General features: G+C 66.3%; 18 protein-coding genes. 8 read left to right on the forward strand and 10 right to left on the reverse strand.

Annotated elements, in window-relative coordinates; genetic code table 11:
- Positions 1 to 17: 17 nt before the first annotated feature.
- From MJ603_RS08595 to MJ603_RS08610, 4 genes are all read right to left on the reverse strand, one after another.
- Positions 18 to 752, reverse strand: coding sequence for an ABC transporter permease (locus MJ603_RS08595; protein WP_243063270.1), 735 nt, complete (start codon positions 750 to 752; stop codon positions 18 to 20).
- Positions 749 to 1,441, reverse strand: a complete 693-nt coding sequence (locus MJ603_RS08600) for an ABC transporter permease (protein WP_243063271.1) — start codon at positions 1,439 to 1,441, stop codon at positions 749 to 751. The genes MJ603_RS08595 and MJ603_RS08600 overlap by 4 nt, the downstream gene beginning before the upstream one ends.
- Positions 1,438 to 2,316 (reverse strand): ABC transporter ATP-binding protein, encoded by an 879-nt coding sequence (locus tag MJ603_RS08605; protein WP_243063314.1) that lies wholly within the window; start codon positions 2,314 to 2,316, stop codon positions 1,438 to 1,440. Before MJ603_RS08605 ends, MJ603_RS08600 begins: the two co-directional genes overlap by 4 nt.
- Positions 2,317 to 2,497: 181 nt before the next feature.
- Positions 2,498 to 3,148, reverse strand: coding sequence for a TetR/AcrR family transcriptional regulator (locus tag MJ603_RS08610; RefSeq protein WP_243063272.1), 651 nt, complete (start codon positions 3,146 to 3,148; stop codon positions 2,498 to 2,500).
- A gap of 142 nt (positions 3,149 to 3,290) precedes the next feature.
- On the opposite strand from MJ603_RS08610, the gene MJ603_RS08615 reads away from it, so the two are divergent.
- The gene (locus tag MJ603_RS08615) at positions 3,291 to 4,343 is read left to right on the forward strand and encodes an App1 family protein (RefSeq protein WP_243063273.1); all 1,053 of its coding nucleotides are present in this window, start codon (positions 3,291 to 3,293) and stop codon (positions 4,341 to 4,343) included.
- A complete protein-coding gene (locus MJ603_RS08620) occupies positions 4,340 to 5,431 on the forward strand; it encodes a winged helix DNA-binding domain-containing protein (RefSeq protein WP_243063274.1) in 1,092 nt (363 codons plus the stop codon). Before MJ603_RS08615 ends, MJ603_RS08620 begins: the two co-directional genes overlap by 4 nt.
- Here MJ603_RS08620 and MJ603_RS08625 read toward each other — a convergent pair.
- The 5 genes from MJ603_RS08625 to MJ603_RS08645 all read right to left on the reverse strand — a co-directional run bounded on the left by MJ603_RS08625 (position 5,428) and on the right by MJ603_RS08645 (position 11,871).
- Entirely contained in the window at positions 5,428 to 6,396 is a 969-nt protein-coding gene (locus tag MJ603_RS08625; protein ID WP_279238941.1) for a carbohydrate ABC transporter permease, read from the reverse strand. The genes MJ603_RS08620 and MJ603_RS08625 overlap by 4 nt on opposite strands.
- Positions 6,393 to 7,349, reverse strand: coding sequence for a carbohydrate ABC transporter permease (locus tag MJ603_RS08630; RefSeq protein ID WP_243063275.1), 957 nt, complete (start codon positions 7,347 to 7,349; stop codon positions 6,393 to 6,395). Before MJ603_RS08630 ends, MJ603_RS08625 begins: the two co-directional genes overlap by 4 nt.
- Before the next feature lie 87 nt (positions 7,350 to 7,436).
- Entirely contained in the window at positions 7,437 to 8,816 is a 1,380-nt protein-coding gene (locus MJ603_RS08635) for an extracellular solute-binding protein (RefSeq protein ID WP_243063276.1), read from the reverse strand.
- 59 nt (positions 8,817 to 8,875) lie between these two features.
- Positions 8,876 to 10,555 (reverse strand): glycoside hydrolase family 13 protein, encoded by a 1,680-nt coding sequence (locus MJ603_RS08640; RefSeq protein ID WP_243063316.1) that lies wholly within the window; start codon positions 10,553 to 10,555, stop codon positions 8,876 to 8,878.
- A 308-nt stretch (positions 10,556 to 10,863) separates the two neighbouring features.
- Complete coding sequence (locus tag MJ603_RS08645) at positions 10,864 to 11,871, reverse strand: LacI family DNA-binding transcriptional regulator (RefSeq protein WP_243063277.1); 1,008 nt, start codon at positions 11,869 to 11,871, stop codon at positions 10,864 to 10,866.
- 122 nt (positions 11,872 to 11,993) lie between these two features.
- Between MJ603_RS08645 and MJ603_RS08650 the strand changes: the two genes are divergently transcribed.
- On the forward strand, positions 11,994 to 12,845 hold the full coding sequence (locus MJ603_RS08650; RefSeq protein WP_243063278.1) for a UbiA family prenyltransferase: 852 nt from the start codon (positions 11,994 to 11,996) through the stop codon (positions 12,843 to 12,845).
- On the opposite strand, the gene MJ603_RS08655 is transcribed toward MJ603_RS08650, so the two are convergent.
- Positions 12,805 to 14,271: a DHA2 family efflux MFS transporter permease subunit gene (locus MJ603_RS08655; protein WP_243063279.1), complete on the reverse strand. Its 1,467-nt coding sequence runs from the start codon at positions 14,269 to 14,271 to the stop codon at positions 12,805 to 12,807. The two genes, MJ603_RS08650 and MJ603_RS08655, sit on opposite strands and share 41 nt — an antisense overlap.
- Positions 14,272 to 14,400: 129 nt before the next feature.
- On the opposite strand from MJ603_RS08655, the gene MJ603_RS08660 reads away from it, so the two are divergent.
- From MJ603_RS08660 to MJ603_RS18750, 5 genes are all read left to right on the forward strand, one after another.
- Entirely contained in the window at positions 14,401 to 15,570 is a 1,170-nt protein-coding gene (locus MJ603_RS08660; RefSeq protein WP_243063280.1) for a hypothetical protein, read from the forward strand.
- 76 nt (positions 15,571 to 15,646) lie between these two features.
- Positions 15,647 to 16,660 carry an LLM class flavin-dependent oxidoreductase gene (locus MJ603_RS08665; RefSeq protein ID WP_243063281.1) on the forward strand — a complete coding sequence of 338 codons (1,014 nt, stop codon included), beginning with the start codon at positions 15,647 to 15,649 and terminating at the stop codon, positions 16,658 to 16,660.
- A gap of 72 nt (positions 16,661 to 16,732) precedes the next feature.
- Entirely contained in the window at positions 16,733 to 17,869 is a 1,137-nt protein-coding gene (locus MJ603_RS08670) for a DUF4232 domain-containing protein (RefSeq protein WP_243063282.1), read from the forward strand.
- Positions 17,870 to 17,932: 63 nt separating this feature from the next.
- A complete protein-coding gene (locus MJ603_RS08675; RefSeq protein ID WP_243063283.1) occupies positions 17,933 to 18,781 on the forward strand; it encodes a MerR family transcriptional regulator in 849 nt (282 codons plus the stop codon).
- A 184-nt stretch (positions 18,782 to 18,965) separates the two neighbouring features.
- Complete coding sequence (locus MJ603_RS18750; RefSeq protein ID WP_308220577.1) at positions 18,966 to 21,626, forward strand: aminotransferase class V-fold PLP-dependent enzyme; 2,661 nt, start codon at positions 18,966 to 18,968, stop codon at positions 21,624 to 21,626.
- Positions 21,627 to 21,842: the final 216 nt, after the last annotated feature.

Consider the following 21,842-nt stretch of genomic DNA (forward strand, 5'->3'; position numbering starts at 1 on the left):
TTCTGTTCTGTGGCTTTTCAGCCTGCTGTGGTGGAGCCCGACGTCCCGACCAGAGATCGGGACTGGCGCACGCGCACATCGGATGCCCTCCCGAGCACGACGCCGCGTGGCACGACGAGTCGTTGCACGATGGCGAACACGCCATCGGCGACGAGCGCGAGGATGATCACGACGATCGAGCCGCCGAGCATCTCCGCATAGTTCTGTACGGCGTAGCCGTCGTAGATGTACCGGCCGAGGCCGCCCAGCGGCAGGTAGGCCGCGACCGTCCACGTGGCGATCACCTGGAGGCACGCCGACCGCACACCGCCGATGATGATCGGCAGCGCGAGAGGCAGTTCGACCTTGAACAGCACCTGCCAGCCGGTCATTCCGATCGAACGCGCGGCGTCGATGGTCTGCCGGTCGACGGCTTCCACGCCCGCATAGGCCCCGGCGATCAGCGGGGGAAGGGCGAGCAACACCATCGCCACAAGGGGCGGGCCGAAGCCCAAGCCGAGCCACGTCGCCAACAGCAGGAGGACACCGAGCGTCGGAAGCGCACGAAGTGCCCCCGAAAACTGCACGGCGACCCCGCGACCCTTGCCCGTATGCCCGACGGCGAGTCCGATCGGCAGGGCGATGATGCACGCGACGACCAACGTCACCAGTGTGTACACGAGGTGCTCTTCGGTGCGCGCCGGTATCCCTCCCGGCCCCGACCAATTCGTCGGGTCGAGTAGCCAGTTGAAGGCGTCTGACCAGCCGTTCATGCCGCCTCCACCAACTCGGGAGTCTCATCGCGGATCGCTACACGGGTGCGGCGCGAGCGGCGATGCGTCCACGGCATCAGCACACGGCCGAGCCCGGCCAGGATCAGGTCGAACACGACCGCGATCACAATCGTGCCGACGATGCCGACACCGATCTCGAGGGGGAAGCCCACCTGGAAGCCTCGCAGAAAGAAGTATCCGAGGCTGGGAACGCCGATCACCGATCCGACGCTCACCAGACTGATCGTGCTCACGGAGACGACGCGGATGCCGGACAGCAGAACGGGTCCCGCCAGCGGCAGCTCGACGGACCAGAACCTGCGCCACGTCGAGAACCCGACAGCCGTTGCAGCCAGCAGCACGTCGACATCCACCGCCGCGAACGCATCGGACGCGGTGCGGACCATGATCGCCACCGCGTAGATGCTGAGGCTGATCACGACGTTGGCCGGATCGAGCACCTTCGTGCCGATGATGCTCGGCAGCACGAGAAACAGCGGCAGCGACGGGACCGCGTAGAGGATGCCTACGATGGCGAGCACCGTTCCACGGCTCGCTCGGTATCGATTGGCCAACCATCCGATCGGCACCGACAGCACGAGCCCGACGATGATGGGCGGCACGGACAGGCCGGCATGGATCAGCGTTAGCTGCCAGATCTGGCCCGCGTTCTCGATCAGCCAGTTCACCGCGGCTGATCACCCTGCGCCGAAGCACCCGAAGCCGCTGCGACGGCTCCAGCCTCATCGTCATCGGTCACGAGAACCCCGGCAGCGCGGCCCTCGGAATCGACGAGCACGTCGCGCCCGGCTTCGCTGCGCACGCGAAGCGCACGCTTGCCCCGGTCGGCGCCGATGAACTTGGCGACGAACTCGTCCGCCGGGTCGGCGAGGATCTCCTGTGGGGTACCGACTTGCGCGACCAGACCGCCTTTCTTGAAGATGACCACCTGGTGACCGAGCAGAAACGCTTCGTCGATGTCGTGCGTGACGAAGACCACCGTCTTGTCCAAGTCGTGCTGCAGCCGCAACAGCTCTTGCTGAAGCTCAGCGCGCACCAGCGGATCGACCGCACCGAACGGCTCGTCCAACAGCAGGATGTTCGGGTCGACGGCAAGCCCGCGTGCGACGCCGACACGTTGCTGCTGACCGCCCGAGAGCTGGCTCGGATACCTGTCGGCCAGCGATCGATCGAGTCCGACGGCATCCATCAGCTCGAGCGCGCGAACGCGGGCATCCTTGCGCTTGACGCCCCTGAGCAGGGGAACGGTCGCGATGTTGTCCGCGACCTTGCGGTGCGGAAGGAGCCCGGAGTTCTGCATCACGTAGCCGATGCTCCGCCGCAGCTTGACCGGCTCGAGGGTGGAGACGTCGTTCCCGTCGATCTCGATCACGCCGCTCGTGGGGTCGACCATGCGGTTGATCATCCGCAGAATCGTGGTCTTGCCGCTTCCCGACGAGCCGACGAGTACCGTGATTCTGCGCGAAGGGATGACCAGGCTGAAGTCCCGCACCGCGACGGTGCCGTCGGGGAACTCTTTGGTCACCGATCGGAATTCGATCATCGTCTGGAAGCTCATTCCTGCAGGCGGGGCGGTCAGCGGGTGGTTGCGCGAAAGACGTGTTCGTCAAGGGAAGCACGAATGCACCCTCGATGGGGAGGGGTCACGCAGGTTTCCACTATGTCCCAGACGACCGACAGAAGGCCGGATCTGCAGAAATCTGCCGTAACGCGGGCATCAGCCCTCAGTCGTAATACTTTTCCAGATAGGCGGTGGCGACGACGCGGGCCTCGCTCAGTGTGCGACGGTCGCCGTCGGCATTGCGCAGATAGGCCCTCTCGATCAGCGATTCCGTCATCTGCGCCGCGATGTCGAGATGGAACACCAACTCGTCGCTCGGCGTGAACCCATACGTGCTCACGAGGACCTCGGCGACACGGACCGCGAACTCCCCGACGTGGTCGGGCGTGGCTCCGGACTCCTCGACACCCCGCACGTCCTCGAAGCGCATGATGCGAAAGCCGGGCTCGGTGCGGAACATCGTCGCGAACGTCTCCGCGAACCGCTCGATGGCACCCTGCCAGGTCGAGGGGGACGTGCGCTCGATGTCGTCGGACGCCATCAGTCGGTACCGCCGCACCGCCCTGTCGCGCAACGCGACGAGCAGTGCGATGCGGTCGGGGAAGTATCGGTACACGGTGCCGATGGATGCGCCGCTCTCCTCCGCAACCTGCGCGGTGGTGAGCCGGTCGAAGCCGACCTCGTCCACGACCGCTGCCGCGGCATCAAGCAGTGCATCGATGCGGGCGACGCTCCGTTCTTGAGACGGCTCGACGCGCAACGATGCTGCCGAGTTCGGCACCTCGATCGCCCCGACGAGGATCTCCTCGATCATTCCGTTCTGCTTCCTGTCCGCATCGACCACCCTCGCGACGATAGTCGAATGCTTTCGAATCTCGCCCGTACCAGAAGAGTTTTCACCCTTCATCACGCGGCCCGCCACCAATCCGTCAGGCTGCCCATGAAAGACTGTTCGGATGGTCAGCCGCCCCCGCTCCGCGCCCAAGGTGCATCGCGCTGCGCGCCTGGAGGATGCCTTCCACGGGTTTCGCGCCCGCAGGGCACGCAAGCGCGGTCATCTGCCGACCGTGCTCTCGTACACCGGCTATGGCACGACATCCTGGGTGCGTGTGCTCGGGCGTGTCGTGCTCGCGAAGGATCCCCGTCCCGGTTCGCGGGCCGAGCGGACGAACCGCAAGCGCGAAGAGAGTGTGCGCGGCTGGAGAAGCTTCATCAGCGTTCCGATCAGCGACGCCGACGTGATCATCGAGATCGAGGGCATCGAGCACGTCGTCCGGCCCGACCGCGGCGGTGTCATCGACACCGTTCTGCCGGTGTCGCTCGAGCCGGGAACGCACTGGATCTCTTTCCGCGTCGAGGGTGCAGGCGACGTCGCGACCGCACCGGTCCAGATCGTGGCCGACGACGCATCCTTCGGGGTCATCTCCGACGTCGACGACACCGTGATGGTGACCGCGCTTCCCCGGCCTCTGCTCGCGGCCTGGAACACGTTCGTCCTTGACGAGCATGCGCGGGTCCCGACTCCCGGCATGGCCGTGCTTCTGGAACGCCTCACGTCTGCGCACCCCGGCGCACCCGTCGTGTACCTGTCGACGGGCGCATGGAACGTCGCCCCCGCCGTGACCCGTTTTCTGTCGCGCAACCTGTTCCCGCCGGGTGCTCTTCTCCTGACGGATTGGGGTCCGACGCATGACAGGTGGTTTCGGAGCGGTACGGAGCACAAGGAGTGCAACCTGCGCCGCCTGGTGAGCGAGTTCCCCGACGTGAAATGGCTGCTCGTCGGCGATGACGGACAGCACGATGAGCGGATCTACGCCGAGTTCGCCACGGAGCACCCGCAGAATGTCGCGGCCGTTGCGATCCGGCAGCTCTCCAACACCGAATCCGTGCTCGCGGGCGGCCGTTCGAAGGCCGAGAAGCACTCGCAGGTGAGCGGCGTGCCGTGGGTCTACGGCACCGACGGCGCCGCCCTTCTGGCACAACTGGCCGATCTGGGACTGGTGAGGTGAACACGCCGCTCGCGCGTGCCGGAGCTCAGCTCCTCGTCGAGCGCGATGCCGCAGGGCCGGAGTCGGTGGCCCGTCGCCTGCTCGCCGTCCAGGGCCAGGCCTTCGGCCCGGCGAGGTGGTCGCTCGGAGCGCGCAGCATCTCGACGACTCTGTCCGATGTCGACGCGCTCTTCGACAACGGCACGCTCGTACGCACCTGGACGATGCGAGGAACGCTGCACATCGTCAGCGGTGACGACGTTCGCCTGATGCTCACCGCCACCGCCGACAAGCAGCGCCACCTGGCACAACAGGTGATGCGTCGCGACGGCATGAATGCCGAGGTGGTCTCCACCGCCTTCCGTGCCCTCGAGACCGCTATGTCACAGGACGGCCCACTGGAGCGCAGGCAGGCGATGGATGCCATGAGCTCGGCCGGTCTGAACACCGACGGCGGCCGCGGCTATCACCTGATCAGGGAGGCCGCGCTGGCGGGCATCGTGGTGTGGGGGCCCGTGCGTCGTACGCAGCAGGCACTCGTGCCCGCCGGCGAATGGCTTCCGCCCGCCGAGCCGATAGACCGCGACGAGGCCATCACGCGCATCCTGGTGCGATACCTGCAGTGCCGCTCCCCTGCGACGCTGCGCGACTTCGCATGGTGGTTGGGAATCACGCTCACCGAAGCGCGCAGAGCTCACGCCGACGCCGGCGACGCCGTCGTGCAGTCCGACGCGGGAGCTGAATTCCTCGAGTCGGCGGCAACCGTCGACGCTCCCACCCCGCCACGAGCCACGGCGCTGCTCCCTGCGTTCGACGAGTACATCCTCGGCTATCGTGATCGCTCGCCCGTGCTCGAAGACCGCCACATGGAAGTCGTCCAGGCCGGCGCCAACGGCATCTTCCAGCCCGTCATCGTGCTCGACGGCCGCGTCGCGGGAATCTGGCGAGCGGATGCCTCGCCCGCCGGCATCCGCGTCGACCTTTCGCCGTTCGCGGCGCTGTCGCCTCGCGCCACGTCACGCATCGAGCGCGAGGCGGCGCGCTACGCGACCTACCTCGGCACCCCGTTGCTCGGGGTCTCGACGCTCGGCGGGTCTCGCCCCGCCTAGCCCTTCACAGCGCCGCCGAGTCCTCCCCCGCGCAGGAACGTGCGCTGGAAGATCAAGAAGATCACCACGGGGATGAGCGTCGCGATGGTGAGCGCCGCGAGGTAGACGCCGAGATCCGTCGAAGACTGGATCTGCGGCAGCCGCACCGACAGGGGCTGAATGCCGATGTCTGTCAGCACCAGGTTCGGCCACAGGAAGTCGGCCCATGCCGCATTGATCGCGAACACCGAGACGACACCGAGGATCGGCTTCGACATCGGCAGAACGATGGACCAGAACAACCTGAAGGTGCCTGCGCCGTCGGTCCTCGCCGCCTCGAACACCTCGCGAGGCAAGCTGTCGAAGAAGCGCATCACGAGAAGCACGTTGAACGCGCTCGCTCCTGCCGGCAGCCAGACCGCCCAGAACGTGTTGATCAGCGAATGACCGATCAGCGGCGGGTGCAAGATCGTGAGGTAGAGCGGGACCAACAGGACGACAGCCGGCACGAACAGCGTGGCCAGCACCAGGCCGCTGATGATCTTGCCGTACCTGGGCTTCAGCACCGAGAGCGCGTAGCCGCCCGTGGTAGCGACGAGCAGCTGCACGGCCCACTCCCCGACGGCCATCCAGATCGTGTTGAAGAAGAAGCTGCCGATCTGAACGTCGTTCCACGCCTTTGAGATATTCGACCAGGCGAGGCCGTTCGGGAACAGCGACAACGGGTTCGTCAACGTGTCCTGAGTGGGCGTCACGGCAGACTTCAGCAGCCAGAGAAGCGGCAGCAGCCCGATGATCACCAGACTGATGCCGAGGATCACGTTGAACACGGTGCCGACGATGCGCACGTGCGGTCGGCGCCAGTCGGCCGGCGAGAGGATGCCGCGATCGGCATCCTCGAGAACGACTCTGGCCCTCTTGGCTCGCTTGCCCTCGGGCTCGATGGTCTCGTGCAGCGGAACGTCCGCGGGAATCGTGGTGGTCAATTGTCACTCCATCTCGCGGTCACGCGGAAGTACACGATGGACAGGATGGCGAGGAACACGGCGAGCATCAGGCTGAGCGCAGTCGCCTGTCCGTATGCCCCGCCGAGGCTGTTCGTGAAGGCGTACTGGTAGATCAGCAGCAGGATGGTCGTGGTCGAGTTGACCGGACCACCGCCGGTGAAGAGGAACGGCTGCAGAAAGACCTGGGCGGTCGCGATGATCTGCAGAATGAGCGTGATGAAGAGGATGCCCCGCAGCTGCGGCAGCGTCACGTGCCAGATCTTGCCCCAGATGGACGCGCCGTCCACCTCGGCGGCGTCGTACAGATCGGGCGATACCGAGGTCAGCGCAGCCAGGTAGATGATGATCGTGCCGCCGGCGCCGGCCCACGTCGCCTCCAGCACGAGCGACGGCATCGCGGTGGCGGCATCCTGAATCCACGGCTGCGGCGGGATGCCCACCCAGCCGAGGATCGCATTGAAGACTCCCGTCGCGCTCGCGTCGTAGAAGATCTTCCAGAGCAGCACAGAGACCACCGGCGGAATGATCACCGGAAGGTAGGCGAGAACGCTGTAGAAGCCCTTCATGCGCTTCACCTCGCTCATCAGCACCGCGGCGATGAGCGGGATCGGATACCCGAAGAGCAGAGCGAGCAGGGCGAAGTATCCGGTGTTGCGGATCGCAACCCAGAACAGCGGGTCCTGGAATATCGCAACGAAGTTGTCCCACCCGACGAACACCGCCGGCGTGACGAGGTTGGTCTTCTGGAAACTCATGACCACGGACTCGACGATCGGGGTCCACGAGAAGACGCCGAAGATGATCAGCAGCGGCAGAAGGAAGAAAAGGGTGGTCAGACCGCCTCGTTGCACCCAGGTGATCGGGTTGTGTCGACGCTTCTGACGTTCGGGACGCGCCGCCACGTGCTGCTTGACTGCGGTATCAACGGTCATCGGTGATTGCTCTCATCTGGAGGCATGCTGTCGGGTCGCCGGTCGAATTCGTACCGACGACCCGGCAGCGTGCCGTTGAACGTGGTGTTACTTGCTGTCCGCGTCGACCAGGGCCTGCACCTTGGTGTCCACGCCCTTGAGGAGGGTGTCGACGTCGGCGTTCTTGTTCGTCAAGACCGCTTGAACGACCGGGTCGAGAGCGGCGTAGAGGTCCTGAGTGTGAGCCGGTGGCTCAGGCACGATCTTCTGGTTGAAGATGCCGTCGGTGAACGGCGTCAGGTTGCCGACCGGAATGTTGTCGTACGGCTTGATCCACGCCTGGTTCTGCTCCCACGTCGCCTTGTCGAACACCGGGAGGGTCGGCGCGTTCACTGCCTGCTTCCCCTTCGCAAGCGTCTTGGCATTGTTGATCGCGGCCGTCTTGTCCGCCGTCGGCCCCGTGCGGTAGAAGTCGATCCACTTCACCGCGGCCGCGATCTGTGCAGCCGAGTCCTTCACGTTGACGACATCGACATTGCCGCCGGAGAGGATGCCGGCGTCGGAGCCCGACGCGAGCGGGAACGTCGCGACGCCGTACTTGTTCTGATCGAAGCCGTTGGCCTGCATGAGCGAACCGATGACATCCGAACCGCTCATGTACATGGCCACCTTGCCTGATGCGAAGGCCTGATTGATGCCGCTCCAGTCGAACAGGAAGTTGCTGCCCATGGAGTTGTCACCCCACCTCAGCGTCTTCAGCCAGTCCAGTCCTGCCTTCGTCTGGGCGTTGTCCGTCGTGACGGTGACCTTGCCATCGGAGCCGACCTTCTCCAGACGTCCGCCGAGTGCCTGCGTCAGGGTCGCGAGCTCCCATCCGCCGGTACCGCCTTCCGTCATCTGCATGTAGCCGGCCACGCCTGGCACCTTCTGCGAGATGATCTTGGCGTCCTGCTGGATCTCGTCCAGCGTGGTCGGAGGTTTGTCAGGGTCCAGCCCGGCTTGCTTGAAGATGTCACGGTTGTAGGACAGAGCCATGGCGTAGGGACCCCACGGGATGCCGTAGACGTGACCGTTGCTTCCGGTCGCCACGTCGAGAACGTTCTTGTTCCACTTGTCGGCGGTCGACGTCTTCTTGAAGTCCTTCGTGATGTCGGCCAGCTGGCCACTGTTCGCGAGGGTCTTCGAGTCGGTGAAGGGCACGTTGAACACGTCGGGCAGCGTGCCTCCGGCGAGCTCAGCAGTGAATGTCGGCGCGGTCCACTGGTACTCGACCGCCTTGACATTGATGTCCGGGTTCTCCTTGTTGAACTGCTGCACGCGCTGGTGCAGTGCCGTCAACGCATCTGCTGTCGCACCGGGTAGAACGGGGGCGACGACGAGGTTGACCTTGCCGCCGCCGCTTCCACTGCTCGACGAGCATCCACTGAGAATGCCGACGCCGACCAGGGCCACGGTGGCGAGCACCGCGATCTTTCCTGGGGACTTCATTGTCATGTTCCTTTCGGGTGTTCCATGGGATGTTTCGTGCGTCATCCGCGCCTGGGGCGTCAGGCCCGGATCTCCGGCGGCTCGTGCTGTGTTCGTAGCCATGCCGTGGAGTCTGGTGGCAGCTTTCCGCCGTCGAGCGGACTGCTGCAGAGCAGGATTCCGCCGTTGTCGGGCAGGTCGATGCTGTGAATGGAGAGGTTGGTGACAGAGAGAAAGTCGGGGCCTCGATCGAACGCGAGCACGTGCGGCGCAAGCTCCCGCCAGGCGAACGAGGTGTCGGATGTCGCGTTCAGCGCCCTGCGGATCCGCAGCGCCTGCCGGTACAGCCAGAGCATCGACGACGGGTCGGCCTGCTGCGCCTGCACCGTGATGGAAGCCCAGCTCGCCGGCTGCGGAAGCCACGGAGCGGCGCTCGCGGAGTCCGGGCTGAAGCCGAACGGTGGCGTCGAGCCGCTCCAGGGAAGCGGCACGCGGCATCCGTCTCGGCCGGGATCGACACCGCCCGAACGGAAGTGCATCGGGTCATCGAGCAGATCCTCCGGAATGTCCTCGACCTCGGGGAGCCCGAGTTCGTCGCCCTGGTAGATGTACAGCGCGCCGGGAAGTGCCGCCGTCAGAAGGGCGGCGGCCCTGCCTCTGCGCGCGCCGAGGGCGAGATCGGTGGGGATTCCCGCTCGCTTCTTGCCGAAGGCGAAGGACGAGTCTTCGCGTCCGTACCGTGTGACCGGCCTGGTGACGTCGTGATTGGAGAGCACCCAAGTGGACGGTGCATCGACGGGCGCGTGCGCTGCGAGGGTGGCGTCGATGGAGTCACGCAACTCATCGGCATCCCACGGCCTGGCGAGGAAGTCGAAGTTGAACGCTGTGTGCAGTTCGTCCTTGCGCAGGTACTTCGCGAACCTGTCGATGTCGGGGAGCCAGATCTCTCCGACGAGAACCCGAGTGCCAGGGTACGAGTCCGCGATCGAGCGCCAGCTGCGGTAGATGTCGTGCAACTCGTCGCGATCCTGCGTCGGATGCCCACCAGGGCCGGGATCGTTCGGCACCTCCGGCAGTGCGTCGTCCTTCACCAGCAGTGCCGCCGAGTCGATGCGAACCCCGCCGACTCCGCGGTCGAACCAGAACTTCAGGATGTCTTCGTGCATACGGCGCACGTCGGGATGGTTCCAGTTCAGGTCCGGCTGCTCCGGCGTGAAGAGGTGCAGGTACCACTCGCCGGGCGTGCCGTTCGCATCTGCGGTTCGCGTCCAGGTCTCGCCCGAGAAGTTCGACTCCCAGTTCGTGGGCATCTCGTCGCCGTTTCGGCCCTTTCCTTCGCGGAACCAGAACCGCTCGCGCTCCGGCGAGCCCGGACCCGCCGCCAGCGCCGCCTGGAACCACGGGTGCTGATCGGAGATGTGGTTGGGGACGATGTCGATGATCGTGCGGATGCCGAGGGCCAGGGCATCCTGGATCAGTCCTTCGGCCTCTTCGAGCGTTCCGAACCGCGGGTCGATCGACCGGTAGTCGGCGACGTCGTATCCGCCGTCTGCGAGCGGTGACGCGTACCAGGGCGTGAACCAGATGGCGTCGATCCCGAGGTCTTTCAGATAGCCCAGATGCCTGCGCACGCCGGCCAGATCGCCCACCCCGTCGCCGTTCGCGTCGGCGAAGCTGCGCGGATAGATCTGGTAGATCGCGGCACTGCGCCACCACAACGGATCGGAGCTCGACGGGGCGCGACGGGCCGACGCTGCCATGTCGGCGCTGCCGACGGCCGTGCTGGTCTGGAGCTGGTCGGCTACGGAGGAGAGGTCCACTGAAGGAGCCTTTCTGGGGCGGCGGCGGTCGTCGCAGAAAGGCGACGGTGCCGGAACTCGGTGCAGGTACAGGCCGGTCGGAATCGGGTCTTCCGACCGGTGCCAGTGTCAAAGTAGCCATATTGACAACATGATGCAAGAACTAAACAAATAGCAATTGGCTTGCATCTACTTGCACGGAATTACGTCACAGAATGATCACGCAAGCCCGAGGAGTATCCCTCCACCGCGCCGTGTCGAGGCGGACGTCAGTGCGCAGCCGGTCCCGTCGACGCCCGCACGACGAGCTCCGGCTCGAACAGGAACTCGTCGACGGCGGGCCGTTCTCCGCTCATCTGGGCGGTGAGCAACTCCATCACCATGCGACCCATCGGCTCGATCGGCTGACGCACTGTGGTCAAGGGAGGCTCGACGCATCCCATCAATGCCGAGTCGTCGTAGCCGACCACCGAGACGTCCTCCGGCACCCGTAGGCCGGCACGACGAACCGCGCGGATGACGCCGAGAGCGAGCGGATCGCTCGCACAGACAATGGCCGTCACGCCGGTTCTGAGCAGTCTCGCCGCCGCCGCTTGGCCCGCCTCGAGCGAATAGAGCGAACGCACGACGAGGTCGTCGTCGAACTCGAGCTTCCCGCGCTCCATCTCGGCTTTCGCAGCGCCGTACTTGCGCTTGGACGGCACGTGGTCGCGCGGACCTAGCACGAAGCCGATGCGCGTATGGCCGAGCTGCACCAGGTGCCGAACGGCCAGCTGCGTGGCGACTCGGTCGTCGCACGACACCGTGGGAAAGCCGATCCCGTCGATCGGGGCACTCACGAGCACGGTCGGCAGGTTCACGTCGCGCAGCTTCTCGTAGTGCTCGTGCGAGCCGGCCTCCTGCGTGTAAAGCCCCCCGGCGAACACCACGCCAGACACGTGCTGCTCCAGCAGAAGGTCGACGTAGTCCGCCTCGGTGATCCCTCCCGCCGTCTGCGTACAGAGCACCGGTGTGTACCCGTTCTGGGCGAGGGCTCCACCGACCACTTCCGCGAACGCGGGAAAGATCGGGTTCGACAACTCCGGCAGCACGAGCCCCACGAGACGTGCGCGTTCTCCCCGCAGCTTCGTCGGCCGCTCGTACCCGAGTACGTCGAGCGCGGTGAGCACCGCCTGACGGGTCGCCTCGCTGACCCCGGGCTTCTCGTTCAGCACGCGGCTCACGGTGGCCTCGCTGACCCCGACCTTGCGTGCAACCTCAGCTAGTCGTTTCGCCATGGTCAGAGTCTACGCAACTTCTTGCAATTATCTGCAAGAAGCTTTGTTTGGAAGTCGCGGCTCGGCGCTCCATCGAGGAGTCCTCCCGCCGCCGTGCGCTGGATCGCCCCTACCATTGCCCCATGCCGAAAGCGTTGCGGGGTCTGGCGCTCGCGAGTCATCCAGGGCCGGTAGCCGTCGTGACGCTGGTCGCCGTGCTGCTCGCGGTGGCCGTCGGGTACTCCCCCTGGCGCGTCGTGCTGCTCGGCGCGGCGATTCTCGCCGGGCAGCTCTCGGTCGGCTGGTCCAACGACTGGATCGATGCGGCGCGCGACTCACTCGTCGCCCGAAGGGACAAACCCGTGGCGACGGGCGCGATCTCACGACGCACAGTAGGCATCGCTGCCTTCACCGCCCTCACGGCGGCTCTGGGCCTGACTCTTCTCCTCGGCGTCTCAGCTCTCGGTGCTCATGGGGTCGCGCTTGCCAGCGCCTGGTCCTACAACGCGTGGCTGAAGCGAACGGCGGTCTCGGTCGTCCCCTACGTCGTGAGCTTCGGCATCCTGCCGGCGATCGTGACGCTCGGGCTGCCAGCACCGGAGTGGCCGGCTTGGTGGGTGATCGTCGCAGGATGCCTGCTGGGCGCCGCAGCGCACGTCACCAACGTGCTCCCCGACCTCGACACTGACCGCGTGACCCGTGTGCGCGGTTTCGGTCACATGCTCGGCGCTCGCGCCGGCGGCGCGTTCTCGTTCGCCGTGCTGGGGCTTGCCGGGCTCGACATCGGGCTCGGCGCCTCCCTCGTGGGCGGGCTCACCGGTTGGCCGGTCGCGATCGCGATCACCGCTGCAGTGCTCACGGTGCTGATCTCGATCACAGGAACGGTGATGACGTTGCGCGGCGTGCGATCCAGATGGCTCATGCGACTCGTGATGACCAGTGCCGTCGTGATCGTCATCGGCTTGATCGCCGCTGGGCCCGTGCTGACCCCGTGAGCGGGATCGGTGCCGTCGCGCCAGGGCCGATCGCGGCGGTGGAAGCGGCGGAACCGGCGGCGGCGTGCGGTGCCACGGCGCTCTTGTTGCGATTGACGATGCCGATGGCCGACACCACGGCGCCGATGACGAGCAGCACGACGCACACCAGGAGCACCCTCCTCAGGCCGGCCTGATCGAGCGGACCGGCGACGATGAGGCCGGCACAGGCGACGGCGATCAGGCCCGCGATGCGCGCGACCGCATTGTTGATCGCCGAACCGATGCCGGCACGTTCGGGCGGCACCGCGCCCAGCACCGCGGCGGTGAGAGGAGCGACAGTGATCGACAGGCCGAGGCCGAAGACGACCACCCCTGGCAGCAGTTGCAGCCAGTAGTCCACGGACGATGCGCCCATGGTCAGCATCAGCGCGTAGCCGAAGGCAGCCACGGCGGGCCCGACCGCCATGAAGAGCCGCGGCCCCCACTTGCCCGACAGCGCGCCGAACCGGCTGGCCAGGACGAGCGAGACGATCGTGGCAGGGATCAGGGCGAGACCGGCGAGGGTCGCAGGATAGCCTGCGACCTCCTGAAGGTAGATGCCGACCATCAGGGTGCCGAGTGAGAGCGCCGCATAGATCGCGAACGTCGCGAGATTGCCGACGCCGAAGTTGCGGATGCGGAAGAGGCCGAACGGGAGCATCGGCCTCTTCGAGCGCAACTCGACGATGGTGAACGCGCCGAGGCACAGACATCCGACCAGAGCGCTCCCCCACACCAGTGGGCTCGACCAGCTCTCCTGGCCCTGCTCGATGAGCGCGAACACGACGCCTCCAAGACCCACTGCCCCGAGCACTGCTCCCGCATAGTCGATATGTCCGTGAGCGTGCTCATGGTCGAGCTTCACGCGCCACAGGATGATCACGGTCGCCGCGATCGGAAGAGGGTTGATCGCGAACACCAGTCGCCATGACAACGTGTCGACGAAGACTCCGCCGAGCAGCGGTCCGGCGAGCATCGCGGCGGACGTCCACGCCGTCCAGCGGCCGATCGCCTTCGGCTGGTCGTCGGTGCTGAACACCTGGATGATGATCGCCAGGGAACTCGGCACCAGCAGTGCGCCCGCAATCCCCTGCACTGCCCGGAACACGACGAGGGAGACGCCGTCCGGCGCCACCGCGCACGCGATCGAGGCGATGCCGAATCCGAACAGCCCGATCATCAGGATGCGTTTGCGACCGAACGCGTCGGAGAGCGACCCTGCGATCAGAATGAGCGCGCCGAGGGTGATGAGATAGGAATCCACCACCCACTGCTGCAGCACCAGGCCACCGCCCAACTCGCGTTCGATGGCGGGCAGCGCGACGTTCACGACGGAGCCGTCGAGGAATGCCACGAGGGACGCCAGGATCGCAACAAGCAGAACCGAGCGCTGCAGTGAGGTCACCAGCACAGTCAAACACCGACGACCGACGCGCGCTTCGGTCGATCGACGGGTTCCTCGTCGTTACGGGCATCCCGCGACGCGCGGCGCGTGCGCCCGGTCTGCAGCACGGGCCTGCTTATCGTGGAGACCGTGACTGTGCACGAGTTCCGACCGGCTGTGCGATCGTCACGTCCCTTGTGGCGTTGGCGTGTCGCGGTCATCGCCGCTGCCCTGGCCGTGACCGTTCCGCTTGTCACGACGACGCCGGCGCACGCCGATGACTACCCGAGCTGGGGCGACGTGCAGGCGGCGAAGGCGAATGCCGCCGCAGCCCAGGCCGAATACACCAAGATCGCGGGGCTCATCACCCAGCTACAGCAAGCCGCTGAGGTCGCCGCCAGCGACGAACTCAAGAAGGAGTTCGAATACGGCCAGGCGAAGAGCGCCCTCGACACGCAGACGGCGAAGCTGAACGCTCTCACTACCCAGGTCGACACGGCGCAGAAGGATGCCACGTCAGCCAAGACGCAGTACGGCAAACTCGCCTCGCAGCTCTACATCTCCGGAGGCGGCGACCTGACCGCCAAGCTGTTGCTCAGCAACGGACACGCTGACGATCTGCTCGACCAGCTCGGCACAGTGAGCCAACTGACCGACCACGTCTCGCAGCTGCAGGCATACGCGAAGCAGAAACAGAACGTCGTCTCGTCTCTGCAGGACCAGGCGAAGAGTGCTGAGACCATCCGCACGAGCCTGGAGCAGGATGCCGACTCCAAGTATCAGGCTGCCCAGGCCGCCAAAGCCGCAGCTGATGCCGCGCTAGCGACTCAGCAGAAGCAGTCCAAGGTGCTGTACGCCCAGGCCGCATCTCTGAAGAACACCGCGGCCAGCAAGGAGCAGCAGTACTACGCCGGCGTCGAGCGTGCTCAGGCCCTTGCACAGCAGACTGCGTCCTCCGGCGGCAGCGATGGGAGCATCGACACCTCAGCCGGGTGCACGGGCGGCTGCACACCTGCCGCCGCACAGTCCTACGCGAGCAGCCTTCTCGGCAACTACGGCTGGGGCCAAGATCAGATGTCTTGCCTGGTGAGCCTGTGGAACATGGAGTCCGGGTGGGCGTGGAACGCGTACAACTCGTCGAGCGGGGCGTATGGCATTCCTCAGGCGTGGCTCGCGAGCAAGCTGGCGACGGCGGGCCCCGACTGGCAGACGAACGGTGACACGCAGATCCGCTGGGGGCTCTCGTACATCGCCAGCTCCTACACCACGCCCTGCGGTGCGTGGAACTTCGAGATGTCCCACGACCCGCATTGGTATTGATCACCGGTATTGATGTCGCGAACGCCTGTATCCGCGCAGAGTGAATAACCAGTGCTACCCCGAGGTTGAAGGTGCCATGAAACGAATCGGCTTCCTCTCGTTCGGGCACTGGTCGCCTGCACCCGGGTCCGAAGTGCGCAGCGCATCGGATGCCCTGCTGCAGACGATCGAGCTGGCGCAGGCCGCCGAGGAGGTGGGCGTCGACGGGGCGTATGTGCGCGTGCACCACTTCGCGCCGCAACTGGCATCCCCGTTCCCGCTGCTCGCCGCGATCGGCGCACGCACGTCGCGCATCGAGATCGGCACGGCGGTCATCGACATGAGGTACGAGAACCCGCTCTACGCCGCGGAGTCAGCGGCCGCCGCAGACCTCATCGCCGGCGGACGGCTGCAGCTCGGCATCAGCCGCGGATCACCGGAGACGGCCGAGAACGGCTACGAGTCGTTCGGCTTCGTTCCCGAGGCCGACGAGACGGATGCCGACATGGCCAGAAAGCACACGGAGCTCTTCCGGGCGGCGATCGCCGGTGCCGGGCTCGTGTATTCCAATCAGCAGATGACGGGTCAGCACGTGCCCCTGCCGATCGAGCCGCGCTCCGACACGCTGCCGGACCGCATCTGGTGGGGTGCTGGCAGCAGGGCGACGGCGATCTGGGCCGCCGAGCAGGGCATGAATCTGATGAGTTCGACGCTGCTCACCGAAGACACGGGTGTTCCCCTGTCCGACCTGCAGGCCGAGCAGCTGCTGCTCTACCGCGATGCGTGGAAGCAGGCCGGCCATGACCGCGAGCCACGGGTCTCGGTGTCGCGGAGCATCCTGCCGATCATCGACGACGAGACGCGCCACTACTTCGGGCTGCGCGCGCAAGCGGACGCCGAGGACCAGGTCGGCTACATCGGCGGCGATCTCGCACGGTTCGGCCGCAGCTACATCGGCGAACCCGATGTCATCGCTCGTGAGCTGGCGCAGGATGCCGCGGTGCTGGCTGCTGACACGGTGCTCGTCACGGTGCCCAACCAACTGGGCGTCGACTTCAACGCGCGCATCCTCGAGTCGATCGTGCGTGACATCGCCCCCGGGCTCGGATGAGTGGTTGCCACCTTCGGCGCATTCGCCGGCCGGCAGCACGAGCCGGGTCAGAGACGCCGATACGCTGACCGAATGACCCCGCGACGCCGTGCCGTGATCAGAATCGTCGCGGCCGCCGGCAGCGGTGCGGCGCTCTGGCTGCTCAGCGGATGGGCTGCTGCTGCCATCGTGCTGTCGTCCACCCGCTTCGGGACGGCGTTCCAGCTCCTGGTACCGCCCACGCTCCCCTATTCAACCTTCTTCCAGGCGGCTCCCTGGAACGTGCTGCTGCCTCTGGCGGCCGCCATCGGCTTCGGTGCCGCGATCGCACTCGGCTACATCGGGATCGATGAGCTCACGGCCAGACGCCCGGCACCCGCCTGGGCGAGGTTCCTCGCCGCATGGCTGGTCGCAGTCGTGGCCGGCCTCCTGATCGCAACGACGATCGCCGTCGGTTCGACGATCGCGAACGTGTGGCCGACCGGCCTCTACTCGGCGTTTCTGAACGCCCGTCCCGAACTGCTCGGCTCAGCCCTTTTCGGCATCGTCTGGGGATGGCTGCCGGCGCTGATCGTGCGCGCCCCGGTCGACCCCGACGCGTCGACCGGCAGGCGAAGCACGCTGACGCCGGCTGCCGCCGTCGTTCTGGTCTGCGCACTCGTCGCGGTCGTCGCGATCCAGCCCACCGCCGTCACCCAGACCCGCGTGGCGGCAGGCGGCGCCGAGCATCCGCAGCTCGTGACTCCGACGCCCACGCCGACGCGCGAAGCACCATCGAGTGTCTCGAAGAGCCCGATCGTCGCCGGTGCGAACTGGTGCGGCAACGAAGCCCTCACTCTGACCGTGTCCGCCACGGACGGTGCGCTCGGCCACCGGGCTGTGACTCTCGTGTTGGGCAACCGATCGACCGCGCCGTGCGTCGTCGACGGATATCCCGATCTGGCCTTCGCCGACTCTGACGGCGGCGAGGTGCAGGCGACCATCGTGCACGGCGCCTCGTACATGGCTCCGGATCCCGGAGCATCCGCTGTCACTCTCGCACCTGGCACCGTCGTCGAGGCGCACGTCGCCTGGAGCGCGACCGGTGCCAGCGACGAGGTCGCCACCACGATCTGGGCGGCGCAGTATCCCGGAGCTCCGCGCGTGCGTCTCGCGATCGACTCCGACATCGTCGACGGCACGACCGTCACGGTCAGCGCGTGGGCGTCGGCGTCGGCCTTCAGCTCATAGCCACCCATTCCCCCGAGGATGCTTGACCCTCACACGGTGTCAGAGCGCACGATGGATCCTGTCATGTTGAGTATCGGAGAGTTCGCGTCGATCGGACGAGTGTCCGTACGGATGCTGCGCCACTACGACGCGATCGGACTGCTGCGGCCGGCGCGGGTCGATCCGAATACGGGCTATCGGTCCTACGCCGCAGCGCAACTGACGACACTGAGTCGCATCGTGGAGCTGAAGGAGCTCGGGCTCACACTCGAGCAGACCGCACACGTCATCTGGGGTGGAGCGGACGACGGCGAGGTCGGGCGGATGCTGGCATCCGCCCGATCAGACCTCGAACGTTCGCTCGCGGACGGCGCAGCTCGCCTCGAGCGCATCGACGCGCATCTGAGCGCACTGAAGGGAGAACAAGTCATGCCAACACCGACGACCATCACAGCAGAGGTCCGCACCATCGACTCGCAACGGGTCGCGACGCTCACGAGGAAGGCTCCGGGATTCGGGTCCCAGAACATCGGGCCGGTCGTGGGGCCGATGTTCCCCGAGATCGAGCAGATCCTGGTTCGCGCGGGCCTTCAGGACTTCGGTCCTGCGATCGCGATGTACGAAGCCGACGAAGGTGGAGACGGAACCGGCGTGCTCGTCACTGCCGGGTTCGTGGTTCCGACGGCGACCGGTGAGATCACGGGGCTCGACGTGAACACCTTGCCCGGTATCGCTCAGGCCGCCGTCAGCGTGCACCGCGGCGAGGTCGAGGGCATCAACGCCTCGTGGGACGCCCTCGTCGGCTGGATCGGCGAGCACGGCTACGAGCTGGCGGGAGTCTGCCGCGAGGTGTACTGGACCCCCGGTGATCGTCCGCAGTCTGAATGGGTCACCGATCTGGTTCAGCCGGTACAGGAGGCGGAACGCCTCTGACTGCCAGCCGGTAGCCGTCCGTTACGGCATCAGCTCCTTCGTCGCTACTCCTGCGCAGAATCCTCAGTCATGCAAATCTCAGTCATGGGGAGTCATATTAGGTTCACAGGCATAACGATGTGCTATGTGCGTCGATCCCTTCGATGAGATCGGATGGCGGCGCCTCGCGCGGAAGGAGCATCCGATGCTACTCGAGCAGCTCTACACCGAATCGCTTTCGCAGGCGTCCTACCTGATCGGCGACGAAGGCAGTGGCGAGGCGGTGATCGTCGATCCGCTTCGCGACGTCGATCAATATCTGCTGGCGGCCGAGGCGAGAGGTCTGCGCATCGTCGGCGTGTTTCTCACGCACTTCCACGCCGACTTCCTCGCCGGGCACCTCGAACTCGCTGCGGCGACCGGCGCATGGATCGGCCTTGGTGATCGCGCGACGCCGGCCTTCCCCGCGCGCCTCTTCGCGGACGGCGACCGCATTTCGCTTGGACGCGTCGAGCTCGAGATCATGTCGACGCCAGGGCACACGCCCGAGTCGATCAGCATCCTGGTCTACCGCGACCCTGACGACGCCGTCGCCGAGGCCGTGCTGACCGGTGACTCGCTGTTCGTCGGCGATGTCGGCCGCGTCGATCTGCAGGCCATCTTCGGAGCGGATCCTGTTGCGCTGGCACACGAGCAGTTCGACACCATCCAGCATCGCTTCATGGCGCTCCCGGATGCCGTGCGCGTGCTTCCCGCGCACGGTGCGGGATCGGCGTGCGGCAAGAACCTCTCGCCGGATCGCGAGTCGACCATCGGGCGGGAGCGGACGACCAACTCGAGCTGCTCCCCCCTGTCGGAGTCCGACTTCGTGCGTCTGATCACCACCGGGCAGTTGCCCGCGCCGGACTACTTCACCGAGGATGCTCGGCTCAACCGCGAACTCCACGCCCTGTTCGACCCGAGCGAGAGACTCGCCCGTGTCGACGTCTCAACCCCGGGGAGTCTCGCCGGTGCCCTCGTGCTCGATACCCGCGACATCGAGGAGTTCGCCTCCGGCCACCTGCAGTCGGCGTTGAACGTTCCGCTCGACGGCCGCTTCGCCGAGACGGCCGGCATGTTCCTGGACTACTCGACCGACGTCGTCTTGGTCGCGCCTCCAGGGCGCGAGGCCGAGGGACGCAGACAGCTCGCGAGGATCGGGTTCGATCGAGTCGCCGGCTACGTGTCGGCGAGCGATCTCGGGCACTACGGTGTGCCGGTCATCTCGGGCGGCCGCGTCGCACCGTCGGAACTCGAAGGGCTTCGTGGGCGGGACACCACAGTTCTGGTCGACGTGCGCAGTCCCGGTGAGTTCGACTCCGGCGCCATTCCCGGTGCTCTGAACATCCCGCTTCCGCAGCTCAAGCGCCGCAGCGACGAGATCCCGGCCGAAGGACGCATCGTCGTCAACTGCGCCTCAGGGTGGCGTTCGGGCGTCGCGGCGAGCTATCTGAGCGCGCAAGGGTTCGCGGCGACCGATCTACGCGGCGGCATCCAGGCCTGGAGCGCAACGGAAGACGCGCCTCTTCTCGAGGTGATCGGCAGCGAGCTGCAGGCTCCTGTGCTCGGCGGCGGCACGACGCGCTACGTCAACCTCGACTACGCCGCGAGTGCGCCGGCGCTGAAACGGGTGGCCGACCACGTGTCGGAGGTACTCCCCTATTACGCGAGCGTGCACCGTGGCGCGGGGTATGCATCCCAGGTCTCCACCGCTTGCTATGAAGGGGCACGTGCCACCGTCGCCCAGAAGCTGGGCGGCCGCGCTGACGACGTCGTCGTCTTCACACGGAACACGACGGACTCACTGAATCTGATGGCATCCGTCGTTCCGGGCGAGGTCGTGGTTCTCGACATCGAACATCATGCGAATCTGCTGCCCTGGTTGGATGCCGGCGCGCGCGTTGTTCCCGCCGCCCCGACGATCGCCCAGACCCTCGACCGGGTCGACGCCGAGCTCACCGCGCGTCCGACGGCCGCGCTCGCGATCACGGCGGCGAGCAACGTCACTGGCGAGGTCCTGCCGATCGCGCGGTTCACGCAGCTGGCACATCGGCACGGTGCCAGGATCATCGTGGACGGCGCGCAGTTCGTGCCGCATCGCCGTGTCGACATCGCGTCGGACGAAATCGACTACCTCGTGTTCTCCGGTCACAAGGTCTATGCACCATTCGGATCCGGTGTGCTCATCGGGCGAAGCGATTGGCTCGACGATGCCGATCCCTACCTTCGGGGAGGCGGAGCTGTGGAACGCGTCACGCTCGAGCACACGACGTGGCGCACCGGCGCGGATCGGCACGAGGCCGGGTCGCCCAATGTGATCGGCGCCGTCGCCATCGCCGAAGCCCTCGAGGCTCTTGCCGAGCTCGACGAAGACCGGTGGATCGCGCACGAGCGTGCCCTGCGGTCGAGATTGTCCGCGGGGCTCGAGGCGATTCCAGGCGTGCACACGATGAGCATCTTCGCCGACTCCACTGATCGCGTCGGAGTCGTCGGCTTCACCATCGACGGGATGGATCCCGGCCTCGTCGCCGCGGTGCTCTCGGCCGAATGGGGCATCGGGGTGCGGGACGGGCGGTTCTGCGCGCATCCGCTGCTCGACAGGCTCGGCATCGAGAATGGCGCGATCAGGGCCAGCTTCGGCGTCGGATCGCGCACGAGCGACGTCGAGAGACTCCTGGAGGCACTCGAACAGGTCGTAACCACAGGACCGGTCGGTTCGTACGAACTCACGGATGCCGGCTGGTCGCCGATCGGCGCGACTCTCGCGACTCCCGAATGGTCGCCGGTGGTACCGGCCGCCGCGCTGCGCAGAGGATGCACCGTCTGAGGGTGAGAACCAGAACCTCCCTCGCGCCACCGGTCGTGGCGAAGACCTGTTCCGGGCAACGGAGAACCCCCGCACTTCCAGAGAAGTACGGGGGTGTTGGTGGATCTGAGGGTGCCGGGGGTCGCGACATAGGTGACAGGTGATACGTGACAGGTGAGTCGCGACATATGCGACAGGCTGGCGGGTGTCGAAGAACCGTGTCGCTGTGCTTAAAGT

Origin of the sequence: Humibacter sp. RRB41, from assembly GCF_022761015.1 — a bacterium.
Classification (GTDB): Bacteria; Actinomycetota; Actinomycetes; order Actinomycetales; family Microbacteriaceae; genus Humibacter.

Excerpts from the sequence above, each read along its gene's own strand:
- MJ603_RS08595 (WP_243063270.1), bottom strand. The coding sequence starts at position 752 with ATGAACGGCTGGTCAGACGCCTTCAACTGGCTACTCGACCCGACGAAT.
- MJ603_RS08605 (WP_243063314.1), bottom strand. The coding sequence starts at position 2,316 with ATGATCGAATTCCGATCGGTGACCAAAGAGTTCCCCGACGGCACCGTC.
- MJ603_RS08610 (WP_243063272.1), bottom strand. The coding sequence starts at position 3,148 with ATGATCGAGGAGATCCTCGTCGGGGCGATCGAGGTGCCGAACTCGGCA.
- MJ603_RS08615 (WP_243063273.1), top strand. The coding sequence starts at position 3,291 with ATGGTCAGCCGCCCCCGCTCCGCGCCCAAGGTGCATCGCGCTGCGCGC.
- MJ603_RS08630 (WP_243063275.1), bottom strand. The coding sequence starts at position 7,349 with ATGACCGTTGATACCGCAGTCAAGCAGCACGTGGCGGCGCGTCCCGAA.
- MJ603_RS08635 (WP_243063276.1), bottom strand. The coding sequence starts at position 8,816 with ATGAAGTCCCCAGGAAAGATCGCGGTGCTCGCCACCGTGGCCCTGGTC.
- MJ603_RS08640 (WP_243063316.1), bottom strand. The coding sequence starts at position 10,555 with ATGGCAGCGTCGGCCCGTCGCGCCCCGTCGAGCTCCGATCCGTTGTGG.
- MJ603_RS08645 (WP_243063277.1), bottom strand. The coding sequence starts at position 11,871 with ATGGCGAAACGACTAGCTGAGGTTGCACGCAAGGTCGGGGTCAGCGAG.
- MJ603_RS08650 (WP_243063278.1), top strand. The coding sequence starts at position 11,994 with ATGCCGAAAGCGTTGCGGGGTCTGGCGCTCGCGAGTCATCCAGGGCCG.
- MJ603_RS08665 (WP_243063281.1), top strand. The coding sequence starts at position 15,647 with ATGAAACGAATCGGCTTCCTCTCGTTCGGGCACTGGTCGCCTGCACCC.
- MJ603_RS08670 (WP_243063282.1), top strand. The coding sequence starts at position 16,733 with ATGACCCCGCGACGCCGTGCCGTGATCAGAATCGTCGCGGCCGCCGGC.
- MJ603_RS08675 (WP_243063283.1), top strand. The coding sequence starts at position 17,933 with ATGTTGAGTATCGGAGAGTTCGCGTCGATCGGACGAGTGTCCGTACGG.
- MJ603_RS18750 (WP_308220577.1), top strand. The coding sequence starts at position 18,966 with ATGCTACTCGAGCAGCTCTACACCGAATCGCTTTCGCAGGCGTCCTAC.